This window comes from Endozoicomonas sp. (assembly GCF_051008435.1).
Lineage (GTDB): Bacteria > Pseudomonadota > Gammaproteobacteria > Pseudomonadales > Endozoicomonadaceae > Endozoicomonas_A.
The window spans coordinates 1-20,771 of record NZ_JBPCXO010000400.1; the positions used below are offsets into that span (position 1 = coordinate 1).

Below are 20,771 nucleotides of genomic sequence, written 5' to 3' on the forward strand. Positions count from 1 at the left end.
GAAATAGAGCTGAAATTCCCCCGAATTATTTAAACTGCATTGATCTTCTGCGTCTGTTTTACCCTTCTTTGGTGAATAGCAAAAAATCAAAACCCTATTCTGTAGGTTTCATGCATTCAGGAGGTGAGAAACCTCTCTCTAATCAAGAAATCACGGATTCAGGAAATAGTCTAATATCGCCTTTTAAACCAAAGTTCCTTCAGTATGACTAATTTATAAATATTTCAGATCATACTGAATTGACTACGTTTGATTATTCCATTCATAACGAACAGGTCGTGTTTTTTTTACTAAAACGCCATCTTCTACTGCACGGGTCAACCACTCTTTGACCTGGCTATTATGCAATCCGAGAGATTGAGATATTTCCTCAGATGCAATAGGACTTCTGCACAAAGGGTGTAGGTGCTTGAGGAAGTATTCATAAAGAGGCTCCAGATGCTGTTCTTTATATTCTTCCGCAGTCAGGTCTATGATTATTTCATCCTGAGCGTTTTCTTTCTCTTCTATCTCTTGCTCTATAAGAGTTGGCTGACTTTCCCTTAATTCACTATTTAATGTAGAAACAAGTGAATATGTTTCTGCCACTTTGTTCTTTGAGACAGGCAGCTCCTCAGTACCCCAAAGATCCAGAGTTGGAGCAGGTGATGTCTGCGACTGCTGCCTGACAAGCAAATTACCTACAACAATCTCATCAATACTGTTGTTACACCACTGAGCCCCCTGACCAACAATCTCTGTATTTCCAGCAGCCCTGTCTTCGGTTGGCTTAACCCATAATGGAACCCAGCCTTTTTTCAGATTCTCCAGAGCACCATTCCATGTACCACCTTTAGTACCGGAATGCACGACCAGTGCTCCATCAGCCATGCAATAGACATACTTATTACGGGCCATGGCATTACCCGCATTAAAGCCAGCTTCAGGATAAAATGGGGAGATCAGCACCAGATTGTTACTGGCAAGGTGGCTACGCCATTTTTTAGCCATTGCGGCTTTCAGCAGGCTGTCTGCCATTACACCGATTGAAGTTCCCTGTGCGTTCACAGCTCCCAGCATTGAGGTTTCATCAACCCCTCTGGCTCCACCGGAAACAATACAGATTCCATTGGAAGCGCTCTTCGCTCCAATCGCATCAGTAAACGCCAAATCAACGGGGGAAGCATTTCTGGAGCCCACTACAGCCAAGCCTCCCTGATTGAGAAGATCTTTATTGCCTACGCCAAAAAACACGGGAGGAGCCAAAGTACCCAGCCGTGCTTTTAACCGCTTCGGATAGCATTCATCGGAGCGAGTGATCACCCAGACACCGGCTCTCTGCCACTTCTCCAAAGCCAGAGCCATGGCATTACCACGTTCAAGCAATGCTTTGATGCGGTCAAAGGTAATATTTTTGTCCTGCCAGCCTACCAGCAGTTCAGAAAAGTTCTTTTGTAAGAGTTGGGCAGGTGAGAGTTTCTGATCTTTCAGCCATAACGCAAAGCGCCCCCACTCCGTGGGGGTCAAAGGTTTTGCTGCTCCTCTCTCAGGCTTTGAGAAGTATGTGTTGAGCAGCAAAATTGCCTGTGTATTTTCTGAAAAACTCATTAGTCACCTGTTGAGGTGGAGGCCAGAGCGACTGGATATACTTTTCCACTGCTAGCCTGTTGTAACAAGGCTGCTGCAACAGTGAAAGTCCAGCCAGAGTCCACAATATCATCAACCAGCAAAACAGGTCCTGAATAGCATTCAGTGACTGCAAAAGCCCCGTCCAGATTACGACAGCGCTGATATCGGTTTCGCTGCAGCTTTTGGAGACTATTGTCTCTTTTTTTTGTGATGGCGTCGACAAAGGGAAGCTCCAGTGCATCGGCCAGTCGCCGTGCAAAGCCTGGGACCAGTTCCGGGTGATTACGTGAAGGAATGCAGCAAACCCAGGTTGGAAACTCTTCTGGGTTCCAGCGTTCACGAATCATCTCAGCTGTAGCCGTTACCAACTCATCTCTGAAGTGACCATTGTGCTTGTCTTCAGCCACCATATAGCCCCAGCCTGCATCGCCCCAGCGAGACAGCACCCTGCCAACTTGCGCTTGCAGTGCGGGTAGAATATTCGTTCTGAAGTCGTACAGCACAAAAGCATCTTTCGCGGCTTGCTTGTTGGGTTTAATTGGCGCTTCGGCTTGCTTCAGAAATACAGCTGCCTGATGAGCAATATCAGATTCGATTTCTGTAGCAATGATGTTCTGTTCCAAACAATTAGCGCAGCAACCACAGGGCTCACGATTGCCATCATCCAGTGCGTTTCTGAGAAAGGTCATCAGGCATACGTCCGTTGACATATAGTCCTGAACTTCCTGCCATTCACTTTCTCTTTGCTGAGTAAGATGGGCAATACGATCATGATCCATTGAGAACGGGTTCGCTGTACGCTTCCAGACTCGACCATCTTTGAAGATCGGTGCAGGGTTTTCAATGCTCAGCATTTTCAGAACCTTTTCGATCTGTCCATTACTGACATTGGAATGCTCTTCCAGCTGTCTGGCCGTTAAGCCATCAGAATCATCCAGAGCATTCAGAATTTGATTAACTTCGTCTTCCGAGGGAAATGCGGAGCCACGGAAGTATTCGTGAATATCCCGGTCTTCCCGGCCACTGAGCAACACTCCAGTGGATGAAGCAATACCACGACCAGCCCGGCCAACCTGCTGGTAATAGGCAACAATAGAGCCCGGAGCCTGGTAATGTATAACAAAAGCCAGATCAGGCTTGTCGTACCCCATGCCTAAAGCGGTAGTAGCGACCAGCACATCAAGTCGATTGTTCAACAGCTGGTCTTCAAGATGCTGGCGATAACCATCACTGGTTTCAAAAGCAGGATCAGTGACGCCGCTGTAATAGGCTTTGGCATTAATACCATGCTCAATCAGCCAGTCAGCCACCTGATCAGCATCCCGCTTGGTCAGCACATAAACAATACCAGTGCCGTTCAGTTGTGGAATCGTCTGGGCCAGCCAGGCCAGCCGTGAAGCCTGATCGGACAGTTCCAGTGTTTGCAGGCTCAAACCGTCACGAATCAGTGGGCCACGCTGAACCACAATATCACCGAGCTGACTCTGAATATCATCGACCACACGGTTGTTTGCAGTGGCTGTAGTACCTAATACCGGTGTATTGGCAGGAAGGCGCTGAAGAATGTTAATAATACGACGGTAGTCTGGTCTGAAGTCATGCCCCCAATCAGAAATACAGTGTGCTTCATCAACCACCATCAAACCGATATTTTCAGAGACTGGCATCAGGACATTATTGATAAAATCATCATTAGCCAGTCGCTCAGGGGAAATCAGCAGGCAGTCAACCTGATTAGCAAGAATTCGGTTTTTAATGGTTTCCCATTCATCCCGATTGGTTGAATTCAGAGTGACTGCTTCGACCCCCAGCCTTGCTGCAGAGTCAATCTGGTTGCGCATCAATGCCAGCAGCGGGGAAATAATAATGGTGACGCCACGCCCCCGATCACGGAAGATTTTTGTGCTGATAAAGTAGACTGAGCTTTTACCCCAGCCAGTGCGCTGAACAACCAGCAACTTCTGTCGCTGATTGACCAGAGCATCTATTGCTTCCCATTGCCCATCCCTGAACTCAGCCTCCGGATTGTCGAGTGCCGTTCTGAGCAACTCCTGAGCCTGATCGTATTCCATATTGCCTCCAGTAAGAGAGATTAATTTGTATAGATCATAGCCCCCGTGTCAGCATAGTTGTCGCCTCTTCTGATTAATCTATTAAAGTCAGGGAGAACAGACATCTAAAAGCAAAAATAGATTTTTAACCGGACAGCAATGACCTATTATGAAGCATTGCTTTCCAGCCAGTTATCGTAGTCAGAAAGGCGTTGCCTCAGGGTGTCAAAGCATGCAGTAAGAGCATCTTTGGTTGGCAGTGTTTCCTCATGCACCAGAACCTTGAAGTTGCCATTCCATACACTTTCAAGGTGTGGCCACACCTTGGAAAAGTCCGAAAAAATCACATGGTCCGATAGTCGGACATCACACCAGTCTGCTGACTTGTTATGGACTGATTTATCATTCTTGTGAACTTCTGACAGAATGGTGAAGAAGTCATCGGCTGGCAGTAAATTCTTCACATCCTCATCCTTCGTCATCAAGTGGTGTATATCGTAAACATGCCTGATTTTCTGGGCTAATTCTGAGTAATCATCAGCAGTACATTGATGCCTAGCTCTGCACAGCCCCATGATCTTTTCAGCCATGGTTCTCTTGGTAGAGAGTACATTGATTTCAAAGGGTTCAAGGACGTATTCCTCAATAGCCTCTTCATCACCCTGTGCGGCCAGAAAGTCACCTATAAACGACTGAAGGCTCATTGGACTATGAGGGTTGGGGTCAGCAAAGGAGTTAATCTCCAGCAGTAGCAACGGGTGTGCCTGCCCAAACTCGCCGTCCAGAGAAAGGCGATCATAAGCCCACCAGGTTTTCCGATATTTTGAACCTTTGCTCTCCTTCTCTCGTCCGCTTTCTACAGCTTGACCATTGGCACCTGTAAAACCAGAAGTGGCAGCGTTTTCTATGCTTTTGAGTTTTTTCTTTCTTTGACCACCGCTCAACCCGGTTTCACAAAGTAAGGCCAAGCCTACATCTTCGGAGAAGCGTGAGATCAAGCCATAGGCTTTGCTAAGGCTGGTGCCGCCTTTAAATACCACGCAGTCTTTGAACTCAGACTCTGCGATATTTTTAAGAATGGTTGTGACCCAGTAATCTTTCTCTACGAATACATCAGGTATCTTCAGATGATCGGCTGTTAACTTAATGAGGTCTGTAAAGAGTTCATGATTCGTATGGAGTTGCATTTATGATTCTTCTGGATAGGGAGAGAAAGAAATCTGACGTTTCAAGAAAAAGGCACGATCTGTGACTGAGTGGCTATCCGTCACGCATTAATGGAGTTGCCATTTTTCTGTGTTGCTCAAAAGCTCCTCTTCTATGCCCAGTTTATATTGGCTAAGAGGGCTCAAGTTGTCCTTTAGCTTCTTGCTTTCGTAGTTCAGGGTATCTTCTAGTAGCGCTCCTAAAAACGCTTGTACAGAAGGTCTGTAGTATTTTTGAGCCAAGCGCTCTGCATCGCGGGTTGACACATCATCAAATGTTCCGATGTAACGCTTTAATACTCTGATAATATTTTCAGGACTGGCGTCAGGGATGGTTTTAAAACTCTTCATGACGTCAAGTATCTGCAACACTAAAGCACGCCTGTCATTGAGTTTATCAACATCAGACTTCTTGGCACTGATTCGAACGCCTTTGATATCCTGCTTGAAAGCGCTTTCTGTGCTGGCAATTTGGATGCGGGCAGGAATCTGAGTGGTCAAGCCCCACTCATAAAAGAGAGAAGCACCTGTTATGTATGCCACTCGTTCTTTTCTTTTGTTATTTGATCTAAACAGAAAAGCCTCGACAAGAGTTTCCTGCCCAGGGCGAACATTGCCATAACGGGTAGCCTTAGGCTTGTAAAAGCGCCCTTTTGAAAACCGGACGATCTTTTCTTGCTTCACTTGTCTGGAAAGCGCTTCAGAGACGGCCTTTGGATTATCTTGATAGTCGTCAAAATCCTGCAACCTGAACACCTTAAAGTCAGGCCAGCGACTGATCCTTTTATTAACTTTTTGTGTGATGCTCATGATGACACCTGGATAATTGAGTTACTTATTTGAGTAAATAATAGCGCCACAGTTCCTATATGTGAAGTAAACACCACCTTTGAATCCACAAATACAGATTCAACCAATTGTTTTAATTGAATATATTTTTTTGTTATTTGCGCAATAATAAACATTCAAAGCCAGATTCTTCACTTCATTTGTGTAAATATTGGATCTATTAAAAAAGGGCGCCGAAGCGCCCTTTCTATCCACCCGATTTACTTTTTATTATTGTTTACCAGTAAATTCAGGATAAGCTTCCATACCGCATTCAGTCAGGTCAGCACCTTCATACTCTTCTTCCTCAGTGATGCGCAGGCCGATGATCAGCTTGATGGCACCCCAGACAATCAGGGAAGCGAAGAATACCCATGCGAAGATGGAGACAATACCCAGCAACTGAGCGCTGAAGGTGGCACCGTCATTGGTCAGAGGTACGGCCAGCAGACCCCAGATACCGACTACACCGTGGACAGAGATAGCACCCACTGGATCGTCAATGCGCAGCTTGTCCAGAGCCAGAATGGCGAAGACTACCAGAGAGCCACCCACACCACCGATCAGAGTGGCAGATACAGCACTTGGCGTCAGAGGTTCAGCCGTGATGGATACCAGACCGGCCAGAGCACCGTTCAGAGCCATAGTCAGATCAGCCTTGCCGAACAGGATGCGAGCTACGATCAACGCGGCAATAACACCACCCGCCGCACCGGCATTCGTGTTTACAAAGATCTGAGCGACAGCGTTCGCATTTTCAACGTCAGACAGTTTCAGCTGAGAACCACCGTTAAAGCCAAACCAGCCCAGCCACAGGATAAAGGTACCCAGAGTCGCCATTGGCAGGTTAGCACCGGGGATCGCATTCACAGCGCCGTTTTTACCGTATTTACCTTTACGGGCACCCAGCAGCAGAACACCTGCCAGAGCGGCAGCAGCACCGGCCATGTGAACCACACCGGAACCTGCGAAGTCCTGGAAGTTAGCTTCGTTCAGGAAACCACCACCCCACTTCCAGAAACCCTGTACCGGGTAGATGAAGCCAGTCATGAAGACTGCGAACAACAGGAAAGACCAGAGCTTCATACGCTCTGCAACCGCACCGGAAACGATGGACATTGCAGTGGCTACAAAGACAACCTGGAAGAAGAAGTCAGAACGCGCAGAATAATAAGGCGCATCATCACCACCGGCCGTCACAGCTTCAACCGAATTTTCAGTGCCGATCAAAGAGCCAAGGACAGGCAGAATGCCGCCTTCGTTAGCCCCTGGATACATAATCGCGTATCCGCAAAGCAGATACATGGTACAGGCAATCGCAAACAGGGCGATGTTTTTAGTGAGAATCTCAACGGTGTTTTTAGAACGGACCAGGCCAGCTTCGAGCATGGCAAAACCTGCTGCCATCCACATTACCAGCGCACCGGACATCAGAAAGTAGAAAGTGTCGAGTGCGTACGACACTTGAGCCAGATTTTCCACAGGGCTCCTCCAAAGAAGGTTCAGCAGATTAGTAGTCTTTTGCTAAGGAAACAGACCTCTGTGTTTCGGGGACTGTTTCCGTATTAGCTATTTTTATTTTTCGGATGTCGCGTTCAGTAGTTTTCGACTTGTTCCTGAACTAAACGACAAACCTTATTTATTGTTGTGCATGTACTCTGAGAACCATGAACTTCCATATCTTTTAGAAATGTCTCCAGACATTTCAGGCTCATGGCTGATGAACTCTTGTCCTCAGTTCATCAGATGGCGTCTTCGCCGGTTTCCCCAGTTCTGATCCGAATAGCCTGCTCCAGTGAGGTGACGAAGATCTTTCCGTCTCCAATTTTCCCTGTATTCGCAGCTTTTGAAACGGCCTCTATCACTTGGTCCAGCAGGTCATCAGAAATACCAACTTCCAGCTTTACCTTGGGCAGAAAATCGACCACATACTCAGCGCCTCTATAGAGCTCTGTATGCCCCTTCTGACGACCGAACCCTTTAACTTCGGTGACAGTGATACCCTGAACACCAATCTCGGACAGAGCTTCTCGCACGTCGTCCAGTTTGAATGGCTTAATGATGGCTGATACCAACTTCATAAAAGCTCTCCTGAGTGTTGCCTTTTGGCCTGCAGGGAATGCCCGGACATTATTATTGTGATCGGCGCCCCCAGCCTTAGAGGCTGTCGCAAAAGGGCTGCGCTTGCCGATACGTCGTTAAAAAATGACTCAAAATGCTCATTTACTGAATGTAAACTCCGCTTTTCCGTCATTTTTTGCCTTGTCTCGCCTGCGCTCGCTACCTTTTGCGACAACCTCCTTAAGTATCAGCTGACCAGGAGTCTTTCGAACTTAAGCCCGGCGGGCTCCTACGTCTCAACTGAGTTTGTTGGCTTATATGCAGTCTCTGTGCCAATTTCTGCAAAGCGTATGTCAGCAGGGCTCAAAGAGTTGAAAAATCGGAAACCCGTTCACTAAATCCTTGCTCCGCACCAACAAAGCGCACTCATATCGCTCCTTGCACCCAAATAATGCACTTTTTTAGTGCAATGGTTCATCTTCTGTTTGTGGTATCATTCTCACCAATTTTTAATCACAGCGGCTTTGCGGCTGTTTTAGCAATGGCAGGAATAATCGATGATCGATAAAGCCTCTCTTATCGGTAGTATTGCCGGCAAAGCGGGTCAGGTACTCGGTGGGCAGAAAAGCCAAACCCGGGAAGATATTGAGCACAACATCAAAGCTCTGGTGGGCAGTGCCCTGGCCAAATTTGAACTGGTCACTCGTGATGAGTTTGATGCACAGGTAGCCGTACTAAAACACACCCGTGAAAGACTTGAAGCCCTTGAGAAAAAAGTGGCCGAAATGGAGAAAACAGAACAGCCTGACTCCTGCTGCTGATTTTATTAGCCGCTCTGTTTGAAGGGGCGGCTTACCCTTCGTGTCAAAAACTTCCTCGCCACAAACACTCTGCAGATTCATCACTTTTCTACGCAGAAAGTCTTTTATAAAGGACTCACTTTTCCCATGCTTTTTCTTGTGACATGAAGGGACATTCATTCCTGTGACTGCCATAAGTACTAGGACTTAGCGCTCTGCAGTATTGTTTTGATGATGGCATTTCGATGGTTGGCCGCTTTTCTATGAGACATCCATCGCCACTTTTACTTTCTATTGACAGTTTTAATTTCAAAAAATAACCAATAGGATCAATGACTTAAATAAGATTAATGATTAATTCTCTTGGTAATTATCCCTATAGAGCAACTCCCTCCTTCGCTATAGCATTGCGCTGCAAATTAAGATAATCGCCTCAAAAAGGCGCAATTGCACTTACCAGGTCCCTTCAACATAGCCTGGCCTAAAGGACAAATAGTGAGAATCTCAGGAGAACCATCACTATGAAACGCTCGCTTTCAATTTTTACTCTGCTCGTCACCATGATCATGTCTGGTTTTATGCAGCCAGCTCTTGCCAGTGGTTGGGAACTGCTGGGCGAAAGAAAAGTCAGCCGTCGTGCAGAAGTAGACACCATCCGCGTTGGCCTGAGAGACGGCGTTTTCAAGCGTATTCAATTCAAAGTCAAAGGCGCTGACGTTGATTTCAACAAAGTGGTTGTTCACTACAAGAATGGCCAGAACCGTGAAGTTGCCTTGCGCAGCAAAATCAGAAAAGGCGGAAGCTCCCGTGTGATCGATCTGCCTGGTAAGGCAAGAGCCATTGAAAAAGTAAGATTCTACTACGACACCGAAGGTACCGGACGCGTACAGGCCAGCGTACTGCTCTGGGGTAAAGCAGCCTGATCAACAGGCTTCTTTAAGAACAGTCTGACTGAAATCCAGGCTATTCTTCATACATCAATAAGAATGTACTGAGTTCCAAAGCCCCAAAGGGCTATTTGATACCGAGTCGATAAAGAATGAAGAAGTTTCTCTGCACTGCTCTGCTGTCGTATGTAGCCATTGCCCCACTGGCAAATCTGGCTCATGCACTACCTGGACACGATAGAAGAGAAGATCGGCGGGATGATCGTCAGGACGATCGCGAAGACCGTAGAGATGATCGCCAGGATGACCGTGAAGATCGCAGAGATGATCGACAAGACAACCGTGAAGATCGAAGAGATGACAGAAGGGACAACTGGTAATGCAGCCCGTCTGAAGATCTTCAAGGTCTGGAGCCCAATAGCTTCAGGCCTCTTTAGAGAGAACCCATATGATAAAACGACTGTTCACGTTTTTAATTTTACTCGCTACCTTTTCACCGGTCTCTACACTGGTCCATGCCGGATGGGGAGATAATGATCGGGGCGAAGTCCGCGAAGACCGTCGCGATGACCGTCAGGACAACCGTGAAGATCGCCATGACGATCGTCAGGATAACCGGGATGATCGCCAGGACGACCGTCTGGATAACCGGGATGATCGCAGGGATGATCGCAGGGATGATCGCAGGGATGATCGTCAGGACAACCGAGACGACCGCCGCGATGATCGCTGGGGTGGTCCAAAAGTTGTAAAAAAGAATCTGAATGTTGTAGCCCCCAGAAAAAGGGTTCTCAGAAATAATGTTGTCGTTGTCAGAACCTTTGGCCACTCTTACTACGGGTATGGCCATTACAGCAATGATAATGACGCCTTCAAATGGCTGGCATTTACTGCCATTACTCTCAAAATTCTCGACAACATTAATGAAGCCGCACAACGTGCTCATGAGGAAGCCCAGATCAAGGCCACTACAGCGCCAGTAGGTGAAAAGATCACCTGGGAAGAAGATGATGCCTCTGGTTATGTAGTCACCACCAAAGAGGGCAAAAGCGCCTCCAGTGGTTTGGTCTGCCGTGAATTCCAACAGTCCATTACCGTTGGCGGAAAGACCGAAGATGCCTGGGGCCAGGCCTGTCTTCAGGAAGACGGTTCCTGGAAGATCGTCAACTGATCCCTGTACCGGCCAGTTCCCATGCTGGCCGACCACTCCAGCCAACACCTCTCTGAATCACTGCTATCCTCAACCTTCGCTTTATAGAGATACTCTACTCACGAGTACCTGAAAAATAAGAACCCAAGTACAAAAAGAAGGTAGTTTTTATGTCGCGGTTAGCAGTTGTTCAAACCCGCGCCAAGACCGGGCTGGAAGCACCTACGGTATCGGTTGAAGTTCACCTGTCGGCAGGTTTGCCCGCATTAAATATGGTTGGTCTTCCGGAAGCCGCTGTTCGCGAGAGCAAGGACAGGGTAAGAAGTGCCATTCTGAACAGTGGCTTTGAGTTTCCGGTCTCCCGAATGACCGTCAACCTGGCACCAGCTGACCTTCCCAAAGAAGGAGGTCGCTTTGACCTGCCAATAGCCCTGGGTATCCTCGCTGCATCGGGTCAGCTTTCACCAGAATCCTTAACAGGCTACGAGTTTCTTGGAGAGCTTGCTCTGTCAGGAGCACTGAGGCCCATTACTGGCTCTCTACCAGCATCCATTGCCTGCAGTGAAGCCTCTCACACACTGATTCTACCTGACAAGAATGCCGAAGCTGCCGCCCTGTGCCCCGGTGCAAAAGTCCTGGGAGCCACAGATCTGCTCAGAGTCTGTTCTCACCTCACGGGTAATGAAAAACTATCAGAAGCTAGTTGCAGCAGAGATGAGACACCTGCCGTTTACCCAGATCTACTGGATGTAAAAGGACAACAGCAGGCAAAACGGGGCCTGATGACCGCTGCAGCTGGCGGCCATCACCTGATCTTCTTCGGCCCTCCGGGAACCGGTAAAACCATGCTGGCCAGTCGCCTGCCCGGTATTCTTCCAGAGATGGATGATCATGAGGCATTGGAAGTTGCAGCTATACATACTTTGTCTTCCTACAGTCACTCTCCTTCATGGAAGCAGCGACCCTTTCGCAATCCACACCATACCGCTTCTGCCGTTGCGCTTGTGGGTGGCGGCAGCCAACCCAGACCGGGTGAAATTTCTTATGCTCACAATGGCGTCCTGTTTCTGGATGAGCTGCCAGAGTTTCAAAAAGTAGCTTTGGAAGTGTTGAGAGAGCCGCTGGAAACCGGCGAAGTGGTTATTTCTCGCTCAAAAGGCCAGGCCAGCTTCCCGGCAGGATTTCAGCTGATCGCCGCCATGAACCCCTGTCCCTGTGGTTATCTGGGTGACCCCCAGAAAGCCTGCCAGTGCTCCGCAGAGCAGATCAGACGCTATAAAAGAAAACTGTCTGGCCCTTTGCTGGATCGTATTGATCTGCAGATAGAAGTCGCCAGCCAAAAGACAGAACAATTATTTAAGAGTCAGCCGGAAGACGACCGCTTTTCATCTAAAAATATCCGCCATCAGGTTATTCGGGCAAGATCTCTCCAGCAACAGAGACAAGGGAAACCCAACGCCCGACTATCAGCCAGAGAAATGGATGAATTCTGCCCATTGGATAAGCAGAAACAGGCTTTTATGACTCGGCTTTGCGACAAGCTGGGTTATTCAGCCAGAGCCGTGCATCGAATACTGAGAGTGGCCAGAACCCTGGCGGACCTGGATGAGGAGAAAAGCATTCTGCAAAAACATCTTGCTGAAGCGGTTCATTACCGAAAGCTGGATCGAGAGCCAGGCTAACCCAGCTCCACTTTATCAAACAGCTCTGGCACTTCTGCTGACCAACCCAGCTCAGAGTGTATCTTCTGCGCCATGGCATTGGCAGACTCCACTTCACCATGAGTGACAAACACCTGCTTTGGCGGGGTTTTGATACTTCTCAGCCAGTCCACAATTTGTTTGCCATCGGCATGGGCAGAGAAATTATCGAAGTGCCTGATTTTTGCTTTCACCGGGAAATCCTGTCCATGAATTTTCACCGTGTCGGCTCCGTGAATCAGTTTTTCTCCCCTCGTTCCCATAGCCTGATAACCAGCAAAAATGACCGTATTACGATGGTTGGGCAGCATATGTTTGAGATGATGCAAGACGCGGCCACCACTGGCCATGCCACTGGCTGAAACGATAATGCTGGGAAAGTTCTGCGCTGCCAGCGCCTTGGACTCTTCCACCGTTTTAACGTAGTGGGTCATCTCATCAATACGTCGGCAGTCGTCCTCCGTTAAACGATGCCTTTCATGGAATCGATGGAAGACTTCCGTGGCTTTGATAGCCATGGGGCTATTGAGATAGACAGGCAGGTTGGGAATTCGCTGGGCAGACTTCAGCTTCTCAAGCAAGTGAAGCATCATCTGGGCACGACCCACGGCAAAAGCCGGTATCAATACAGAGCCAGCAGCAGCAGCGGTCTCAGTAATGAGTCTTGCCAGAGCTTCTTCCGGATCCTGGTTCACATGTTCGCGATCACCGTAGGTAGACTCTACAACCAGAAAGTCAGCACGTTTGAGGGATTCTGGTGGATACATGATCAGATCGTCAGGTCTCCCGATGTCTCCTGAAAACACCAGCATGCGATGACCATCAAACACTTCTACACAGGCAGCCCCCAGAATGTGGCCCGCCGGTCTGAAACGAATCGTCAGCTCGGGAAATATCTGATTAATCTCTTCAAACACGCAGGGCTTAAGCTGCTTCAGTGCTTTCAGCGCGTCCTGCTCAGTGTATAGGGGTTGGGGCGGATTGTGTTTGGAGTAACCATAGCGTGCCGCATGCTTGGCATCCTCCTCCTGTAAAAAACCGGAGTCCGGCAGAAGAATTTTGGCCAGTTCACAGGTCCCTGGTGTTGCATAAACAGGCCCATGAAAACCATCCTTCACCAGCAGGGGCAGATAACCGCTGTGATCAAGGTGGGCATGAGTCAATACCACAGCATCCAGATCAGAAGGAGCGACAGGCAATGGCTGCCAGTTCATCTGCCGATAATGTTTAATGCCCTGATACAGACCGCAGTCCACCAGGATTTTCTTGCCTTCGGATTCCACCAGATATTTTGAACCGGTGACGGTGCCTGCAGCACCCAGAAACTGAAGTTCCATTGCCCACTCCCTTATTATCTATCCAAAGGCCAAGATAGCGATTTCATCAGTGATAACTGACTACTGCCCTTTATTTTTAAGTTGCTTTCTCACTCCCTGATGATCTGGTTTCATACCTGAATCTCCTGGCTGCCAACCTTCCGGCGTGACCAGACCTTCATTCTCTTCAACAAACTTGAGAGCGGCCGCCTTTCTCAGAATTTCATCGACATCCCGGCCAATGCTGTTGCTCTGAACATCCGAGATTCTTACTTTACCATCAATACCAATATAAAAAGTTGCTCTGAATGCCATTCCGTCTTCATTTTCTATACCGTACTGCTTCAGTATTTTGCCCTTTGGATCCGAGAGCATGATGAAGTCAGCACTGCCGATTCCAATCGGAGTATCTGCACTGCCTTCGCCTGATTTATCCGGTTTCAGTCGCCATGCCTGATGGGACGCCTCCTTGTCTTTGGTCATGTCCGCTTCGTCGGTGGAAAGCACCAGCACCTCATAACCCAACTCATGAAATTGATCCAATTTGTTCTTGATAGCAATCAGCTCGGTAGGACAAATAAAGGTACAGTTTTTAGGGTAACTGATGAGTAGAACACGGCTCTTTCCCAGCAGACTGGATAACTTGAAGTCGTCCACAATTCGCCCTTCAGGCTTATCCTTATCAGGTAATACGGCAGTGGTTTCAAAATCAGGGGCCATGGTTTCTGGCAGAGGTACAGCACTGGCTATAACAGGCATCAGGGCTGCAAAAAAGAGAGGAGCGTACTTCATTACCACCTCACAGGGCGAAGATGTTTTCACACCCTGTAAGGTTTAGCAGATAAATGATCAGCCAGCGCTTATTTCAGAAATAGCCTGTTCAACTTTATCCAGAGCCCGGATCAGTTCACTCCGATCAATAATCAGAGGCGGGCTTAATTGCAAAACATTGCCCTGTGAAACTTTAAAACTCAGGCCCAACTCAAGACAGCGGTAGAGTATTTTTTCTGCCTCTTGAGTTGCCCGTTCTTTAGACTGACGACTCTTGACCAACTCCACTCCCCAGAGCAAACCCACCCCTCTGACATCGCCAATCAGTTCATATCTGGACTTCATGTCTTCCAGACGATCACGAACATACGCTTCGTCCGCTTTAACCTTTTCAAGTAAATGATCCTGCTCGATAGCTTCCATGGTAGCCAGTGCCGCTGCACAACCCACAGGACTTTTCTCATGGGTGTAGTGCCCCAGCGAAATAGATTGCGCCACATTGAACCGGTCACGGGTGATCATGGCCGCCATGGGCACTATGCCACCTCCCAGACCTTTGCCTATGCACAGGATATCCGGGGTAATGCCGTATTTCTGATAGGTGAACCATTCGCCACTGCGTCCCATACCATTGGGAATCTCATCAATGATCAGCAAAACATTGTGCTTGTCACAGATTTCCCGAACTCTTTGCCAATAGGCCTGACTGGGCACCTGCACATCGGTGTTTCGAACGGTTTCCGCGATAAATGCCCCTACGCCACCTTCTTTCTCAATGACGTATTCCAGATAGTCAGCGTAATGGACATCACTGCCATCTTCTCTGGGCCAGACTCCACGATAACTGACAGCCGGTGGAATACGTTCTACTCCAGGTGTCAGTGGCCCCATATTTTCCCGAAAACAGGCTTCTCCCCCGACACCAATGGCATCCAGTGAAGCCCCATGAAAAGAGTCCCACAGGGAAATTACCTTATGACTGCCTGTCACCACTCTGGCCAGCTTGAGCGCCATTCCAACCACTGAGGTTCCACCCGGTGCAAACAGCACCCGGTTCAAATCCTCACCACAGATTTCTCCCAGCTTTCTGGCACAGTCGATCGCTACCTGATTGGTAAAACGTCTGGGTGAAAAAGGCAGTGTATCCAGCTGATTCTTTATGCTTTGCACGACATGGGGATGACTATAACCCAACTGATGGACATTGTTGCCATGAAAGTCCATGTAGCGATGCCCTCGGGCATCTTCGATATAAATGCCATCGGCTTTTTCCAGAACATCCAGACAGGGTGTGGACATGGATTGATGCAAGAAGTAACGAGCATCTTCTCCCAACATCTCTTCCGTCTGGGGATGATCCAACTGGCTCTGCCAACGCGTTCGTTCTGCAGTGGTATTGATATCACCTTCCGAGTGCAGAAAGTTCTTTTGCTCTTCCATGATCTCAGCGTTCCTGCCAGTACATGCTTTCAGAAACCGCTTTAATTAATCGACTCATGTCTTCTGGATACACGTCCCCGATATTGCCAATTCTGAAACAGTCTGCATCGGACACTTTACCGGGATAGATGACAAAACCCTGCGCTTTCAGCTGCTCATAAAAGCGGCGAAAATCATAATCAGGGTGTTCGGGAGAATAAAATGAGGTAATGAAAGGCGAGTGCAGTTCATGAGGTAACAGACATCGAAACCCTAACTCGTTCATACCCTGAACCAGCAGGCTCTGATTGCTTGAATAGCGCTTATGGCGGGCCACAATCCCTCCTTCTTCATCCAGCTCTGTCAGAGCCTGATGAAAAGCCCTCACCGTATGGGTTGGAGAAGTAAAACGCCACTTGCCCTTATTCTTTTCCATACATTGCCACTGATCATACAGATCCAGAGACAGTGAGCGGGCCTGCCCCTGGCATTGGGACAAAACACTTCGGCGAGCTATAACATAGCCAAAACCAGGCACCCCCTGAAGACACTTGTTGGCTGAACTGATCAGAAAATCAATGCCCAGTCCAGCCAAATCAATCGGAATGCCACCAAAGCTGCTCATGGCATCCACAATTAGCACACAGTCGTGTTTCTTGACCACGGCTGCAATGGTTTCAATAGGATTCAGCATCCCGGTTGTAGTTTCGCAATGCACGATAGCGACATGAGTAATCGATTTGTCTTCAAGCAACCTTTGCTCGACTTCATCAGGCGTCGGCGGCTTGATCTCACCACAATTCAGAACCGTATGAGGGATGTGCAGATACTCGGCAATCTGAGCAATACGGGCACCGTAAGCACCATTGTCGACCACCAGCAGTTTGCCTTCATCTGAAATCACTGACCCGATTGTGGCTTCTACCGAGGCAGTACCACTGCCCTGCATAAGCACGGCTGTATAATCCTCAGTATCCGAGGCCAGCCTGATCAGTTGGCTCCGGATCTCTTCAACCACACCCAGGTTGTAATCATCATCCCAGGTACACCAGTCACGCAGCATCGCTTCGCGGACACCGGCAGAGGTTGAGAGCGGCCCCGGAGTCAGCAGGAGATAGGGGTTTTCCAGGTTCTTTTCTTTAACAGTTGGCTTTTGGTTCGCTTTAGGCACGGCTTTCATGAGACACCTGTTGAAACAGAAACATCAATAATCTGGTCTATACCAATTTACACAAAATCATGAAGGGCACACTATTTTCTGTAAATACCTTCCCGACATTCTTCATAAAAACTTCATATTGCCTGTTTCGATTTTAGGCTTTGAAATGTCAGTGGCCATAAATTCATTCAGCCATTTGAGAACCACAGACGTTTCATTGTCATAAAGGCAGGTTAAAATGGTCTATACCAACTGAAACAGCCTATTTGAGTAAGCGTTTAATGGGACAGGGAAAAAACCAGTATCAGATCATCCGAGCCGCACTTAACGAACAGATTGAGAGTCGTGCCCTGCAGCCGGGCAGCAAGCTGCCATCTGAACGGTTGCTCAGTGAAAGGTTTGGTACCACCAGAATCACCCTTAGAGAATCACTGTCGTCTATGGAAGCCGATGGACTCGTCTACCGTGAAGATCGCCGGGGCTGGTTCGTTTCTCCGGAAAGAGTGATCTACGACCCGACAGTGAGCTCCAACTTTCATACCATTGCTACTGAACAGGGAAGAGTGCCTGAGACCCGGCTAATTCATGCAGATCGGGTACCTGCCACGGCACGGGTTCAGAAGCTGCTGAAGATCCCGCCTTTGTCTCCTGTATACCGGCTGCAAAGGCTGCGCTCTGTTGATGGGCGAACGGTTCTATACGTTGAAAACTACATTAATCCTGCTTACTTCCCAAACCTGCTTGAGCATGACCTTGCACGATCATTGTCTGATGTTTATCAGGAGCATTATCAGCGCCAGTATGGGCGAGTCAGCTTCAGTTTGTATCCGGTGGGCCTGAATGCTGAAGCTTCCTCACACCTTAAAGTGACCTCAGGCAGCTCGGGTCTTCTGATTGAACGGACCAACTATGACCGGTCTGGAGTGCTGATTGACTGTGACTTTGAATACTGGCGACAGGATGCGGTAGTCATCAAGGCCGAAACCGATATCAACTGATGCCGGCCTGAAAAAATAAACTCAACATTAACCATTGAAATAATTTCATCAACTCGAAAAACCGTTGTCACATTTCGGTCATCTCTCTCTCGTAGGATCTTGTTATCCAATCTGGTCTAAACCAGATTAAACATTTCGCCTGACTGGAGAGAGCCCCATGAAAAAGCGTCTAACAGCCCTGGCCCTTGCAGCAACCTCAATTTTTAGTGCTTCAGCGTTCGCCGAGTCACCTGTAGAACTGACGGTTTACACCGCTTTCGAGTCAGATCTTCTGACCCGTTACAAAAAAGCCTTTGAGCAGGAAAACCCGGATGTCCGGATCAAGTGGGTGCGGGATTCTACCGGCATCATGACCGCCAAGCTGCTGGCAGAAAAAAACAACAACCGGGCAGACGTCGTATGGGGCCTGGCAGGTTCCAGCATGGCTTTGCTGAAACAGGAAGGTGTACTGGATAACTACAAGCCAAAAGGTCTGGGTGAAATCAAAGCAGAGCTGGTTGACCCGGACGCCGCCAAAGCCTGGTTTGGTAATCAGGCTTTCTTCAACGTGGTTTGCTACAACGAATCGGTTGCCAAAGCCAAAAACCTGCCTAAGCCTCAATCCTGGCAGGACCTGCTCGACCCGGTTTATCGCGGCCAGATTGCCATGCCTAACCCGGCCTCTTCAGGCACCGGCTATATGCAGGTTTCCGCCTGGCTGCAGAGCATGGGTGAGGACAAAGGCTGGGCTTACATGGCCAAGCTGAACAACAACATTGCCCAATACACTCACTCAGGTTCCAAACCCTGCGTTCAGGCAGCCATGGGTGAAGTCGCCATTGGTATTTCTCAGGCCATTCGTGGTGCCCAGTTGAAAACCCAGGGCGCACCACTGGATCTGATTCTTCCTAAAGGCGGTATTGGCTGGGATGTCGAATCCGTAGGTCTGGTAGCCGGGACTCCCAAAGCCGCCGCAGCGAAAAAGCTGGTTGACTGGTCTCTGAGTCAGGAAGCCAATGAGCAATACGTTCAGGCTTATGCCGTTGTCGGTCATAAAGACGTCAGCAAGGAAGTACCTAACTACCCGGACGTAGAAAGCGCCATGGTCGATATGGACTTTGGTGAAATGGCCAGTGAGCGTAAGGAAGTCCTTTCTGAGTGGTCCAAACGCTTCGACCATAAGTCTGAACCCAAGTCATAAAATCTCTCTGGTTATTCAGAATGTGCCGCTTATTTTCCCTTGGAGAGTAAGCGGCTGTCAGGTTTGGAGCTATAGGAAGTTAATGCTATGCAACCCTTTCTCACCATCGATCACCTGGGGAAACGCTTTGGCGATTTCACCGCCCTTAAAGACATTTCGCTTTTCGTCAACAAAGGTGAGTTTATCTGTTTTCTCGGCCCTTCCGGTTGCGGGAAAACAACGCTTCTGAGAATGATTGCGGGGCTGGAAGTCTGTCAGCAGGGTGAGATCTGGCAGGATGGCACCCACATTACTGCACTCCCGCCTGAGCAAAGGGATTTTGGCATTGTCTTTCAATCCTATGCGCTGTTTCCCAACCTGAGTGTTTGTGAAAACATTGGTTTTGGACTGAGAAACCAGGGCCAATCCAAACGGGAAGTAGAGAAAAATGTCGATGAATGGCTCGAGATTATTGGCCTGCCTGATTCCGGCCCAAAATTCCCCTCCCAGCTTTCCGGAGGTCAGCAGCAGCGGGTAGCGCTGGCACGGGCTCTGGCTCTATCTCCAGGTTTGTTATTGCTGGATGAACCCCTGTCTGCCCTGGATGCCAAAGTCAGAGTCAAATTGAGAGACACTATCTGCAAGCTTCAGAGAAGGCTGGGCATTACCACCATCATGGTGACTCATGATCAAGAAGAAGCCATGGCTATGGCCGACCGTATTGTGGTGATGAATCACGGCCACATTGAGCAGATAGGCACCCCCCAAGACATTTATCAGAATCCGGCTTCCCGATTTGTTGCTGAATTTGTCGGTGCCATGAACTTTCTTGAGGGTCATATCAACGAACATGACCAGATGACTCTGGCCAACCAGCCGCTTGCTCTTTCTGTTGCGGACTCAACGGAACGCAAGGTCATTCTGGGTATTCGTCCGGAGGACCTGAGCTTCAGTGAAGGTCAGTCAGCACTGCCGGTGAGCATCGAAAGTCTGGAATTTCAGGGCTCATTTGTTCGCGCTGACTGCAGCCCGGTTGGCTGGAGCAGTGACCATCCGATCAAGGTCGACGTACCTATCCACCAGCTGGCCGACCTGGAACTTAAACCGGGAAGCCTGAACCGACTTTCCCTGAGTGAACAGCATATCCATGTCTTCCCTGCAGCGTCATGAGGCAGCATTGAATATGACTATCTCTACTCATACCCCCGTAGAAGCAAGCTCACCCGTTCTGAGCAGACCCGCCATCAGTAAGGATCGATTGATTCTCGGGCTGGTTATCTCAGTGGTTGCCCTTTATCTGATTATTTCACTGCTTCTCCCTCTGCTGTCCATGCTGGTAAGAAGTGTTCAGGACAGTAACGGGACTTTTGTTGGTCTTAATTACTTTTCTGAATATCTGGGGAACCCCGCTTTAAGCCAGTCTATTGGCAATACCCTGAAAGCCGGAACCATTGTAACAACCATTGTCGTCAGTATTTCATTCCTGTTTGCTTACGGTTTAACCCGAACCCGGATGCCTCTTAAGCCCATGTTCAAGGTAGGCCGCTTCGCGGCGACTTTTTGCCCAGTGCAGCCCTCCAACCTATGGGAAATACCCGTCATTTTCTTTTGTCTATCCTTACTGACTTTGATCCCGAGAACAGCAAAGGAGAGAGCCAT

At 48.6% G+C, this 20,771-nt stretch carries 19 protein-coding genes and 1 pseudogene; 10 read left to right on the forward strand and 10 right to left on the reverse strand.

The features are described from left to right. The coding region (locus ACR2PX_RS20320; protein WP_434001184.1) for a hypothetical protein at positions 1-212 on the forward strand (212 nt) is incomplete at its 5' end. A gap of 31 nt (positions 213-243) precedes the next feature. On the opposite strand, the gene ACR2PX_RS20325 is transcribed toward ACR2PX_RS20320, so the two are convergent. The 6 genes from ACR2PX_RS20325 to glnK all read right to left on the reverse strand — a co-directional run bounded on the left by ACR2PX_RS20325 (position 244) and on the right by glnK (position 7,773). Beyond that, complete coding sequence (locus ACR2PX_RS20325; protein WP_434001185.1) at positions 244-1,587, reverse strand: DNA-processing protein DprA; 1,344 nt, start codon at positions 1,585-1,587, stop codon at positions 244-246. Beyond that, positions 1,587-3,680 (reverse strand): RecQ family ATP-dependent DNA helicase, encoded by a 2,094-nt coding sequence (locus ACR2PX_RS20330; protein WP_434001186.1) that lies wholly within the window; start codon positions 3,678-3,680, stop codon positions 1,587-1,589. The genes ACR2PX_RS20325 and ACR2PX_RS20330 overlap by 1 nt, the downstream gene beginning before the upstream one ends. Positions 3,681-3,826: 146 nt before the next feature. Beyond that, positions 3,827-4,846: a nucleotidyl transferase AbiEii/AbiGii toxin family protein gene (locus ACR2PX_RS20335; RefSeq protein WP_434001187.1), complete on the reverse strand. Its 1,020-nt coding sequence runs from the start codon at positions 4,844-4,846 to the stop codon at positions 3,827-3,829. Positions 4,847-4,933: 87 nt separating this feature from the next. Continuing rightward, a complete protein-coding gene (locus ACR2PX_RS20340) occupies positions 4,934-5,674 on the reverse strand; it encodes a DUF6088 family protein (RefSeq protein ID WP_434001188.1) in 741 nt (246 codons plus the stop codon). Positions 5,675-5,923: 249 nt separating this feature from the next. Continuing rightward, positions 5,924-7,174, reverse strand: coding sequence for an ammonium transporter (locus ACR2PX_RS20345; protein ID WP_434001190.1), 1,251 nt, complete (start codon positions 7,172-7,174; stop codon positions 5,924-5,926). Positions 7,175-7,434: 260 nt separating this feature from the next. Continuing rightward, entirely contained in the window at positions 7,435-7,773 is a 339-nt protein-coding gene (gene glnK, locus ACR2PX_RS20350; RefSeq protein WP_434001191.1) for a P-II family nitrogen regulator, read from the reverse strand. Positions 7,774-8,310: 537 nt separating this feature from the next. On the opposite strand from glnK, the gene ACR2PX_RS20355 reads away from it, so the two are divergent. The 5 genes from ACR2PX_RS20355 to ACR2PX_RS20375 all read left to right on the forward strand — a co-directional run bounded on the left by ACR2PX_RS20355 (position 8,311) and on the right by ACR2PX_RS20375 (position 12,272). Next, a complete protein-coding gene (locus ACR2PX_RS20355; protein ID WP_434001192.1) occupies positions 8,311-8,574 on the forward strand; it encodes an accessory factor UbiK family protein in 264 nt (87 codons plus the stop codon). A 500-nt stretch (positions 8,575-9,074) separates the two neighbouring features. Beyond that, on the forward strand, positions 9,075-9,476 hold the full coding sequence (locus ACR2PX_RS20360) for a hypothetical protein (RefSeq protein WP_434001193.1): 402 nt from the start codon (positions 9,075-9,077) through the stop codon (positions 9,474-9,476). A 116-nt stretch (positions 9,477-9,592) separates the two neighbouring features. Beyond that, entirely contained in the window at positions 9,593-9,820 is a 228-nt protein-coding gene (locus ACR2PX_RS20365) for a hypothetical protein (protein ID WP_434001194.1), read from the forward strand. Between the two features lie 68 nt (positions 9,821-9,888). Then, the gene (locus tag ACR2PX_RS20370; protein WP_434001195.1) at positions 9,889-10,611 is read left to right on the forward strand and encodes a hypothetical protein; all 723 of its coding nucleotides are present in this window, start codon (positions 9,889-9,891) and stop codon (positions 10,609-10,611) included. Positions 10,612-10,760: 149 nt separating this feature from the next. Next, positions 10,761-12,272: a YifB family Mg chelatase-like AAA ATPase gene (locus ACR2PX_RS20375; protein WP_434001196.1), complete on the forward strand. Its 1,512-nt coding sequence runs from the start codon at positions 10,761-10,763 to the stop codon at positions 12,270-12,272. On the opposite strand, the gene ACR2PX_RS20380 is transcribed toward ACR2PX_RS20375, so the two are convergent. Genes ACR2PX_RS20380 through phnW form a run of 4 tightly spaced genes read right to left on the reverse strand, consistent with a single transcriptional unit; the run spans position 12,269 to position 16,976 of the window. Beyond that, entirely contained in the window at positions 12,269-13,627 is a 1,359-nt protein-coding gene (locus ACR2PX_RS20380) for an MBL fold metallo-hydrolase RNA specificity domain-containing protein (protein ID WP_434001197.1), read from the reverse strand. The two genes, ACR2PX_RS20375 and ACR2PX_RS20380, sit on opposite strands and share 4 nt — an antisense overlap. A 60-nt stretch (positions 13,628-13,687) precedes the next feature. After that, positions 13,688-14,398, reverse strand: a complete 711-nt coding sequence (locus ACR2PX_RS20385; protein WP_434001198.1) for a redoxin domain-containing protein — start codon at positions 14,396-14,398, stop codon at positions 13,688-13,690. A 57-nt stretch (positions 14,399-14,455) separates the two neighbouring features. Beyond that, positions 14,456-15,817: an aspartate aminotransferase family protein gene (locus tag ACR2PX_RS20390; protein WP_434001199.1), complete on the reverse strand. Its 1,362-nt coding sequence runs from the start codon at positions 15,815-15,817 to the stop codon at positions 14,456-14,458. Positions 15,818-15,821: 4 nt separating this feature from the next. After that, positions 15,822-16,976, reverse strand: coding sequence for a 2-aminoethylphosphonate--pyruvate transaminase (gene phnW, locus ACR2PX_RS20395; RefSeq protein ID WP_434001200.1), 1,155 nt, complete (start codon positions 16,974-16,976; stop codon positions 15,822-15,824). A 245-nt stretch (positions 16,977-17,221) separates the two neighbouring features. Between phnW and phnR the strand changes: the two genes are divergently transcribed. The 4 genes and pseudogenes from phnR to ACR2PX_RS20415 all read left to right on the forward strand — a co-directional run. Continuing rightward, a complete protein-coding gene (gene phnR, locus ACR2PX_RS20400) occupies positions 17,222-17,953 on the forward strand; it encodes a phosphonate utilization transcriptional regulator PhnR (protein WP_434001201.1) in 732 nt (243 codons plus the stop codon). Positions 17,954-18,110: 157 nt separating this feature from the next. Beyond that, positions 18,111-19,133, forward strand: coding sequence for a putative 2-aminoethylphosphonate ABC transporter substrate-binding protein (locus tag ACR2PX_RS20405; RefSeq protein WP_434001202.1), 1,023 nt, complete (start codon positions 18,111-18,113; stop codon positions 19,131-19,133). 87 nt (positions 19,134-19,220) lie between these two features. Further along, the gene (locus ACR2PX_RS20410) at positions 19,221-20,282 is read left to right on the forward strand and encodes a putative 2-aminoethylphosphonate ABC transporter ATP-binding protein (protein ID WP_434001203.1); all 1,062 of its coding nucleotides are present in this window, start codon (positions 19,221-19,223) and stop codon (positions 20,280-20,282) included. A gap of 13 nt (positions 20,283-20,295) precedes the next feature. Then, positions 20,296-20,771: pseudogene (locus ACR2PX_RS20415) on the forward strand (hypothetical protein); the annotation flags it as partial.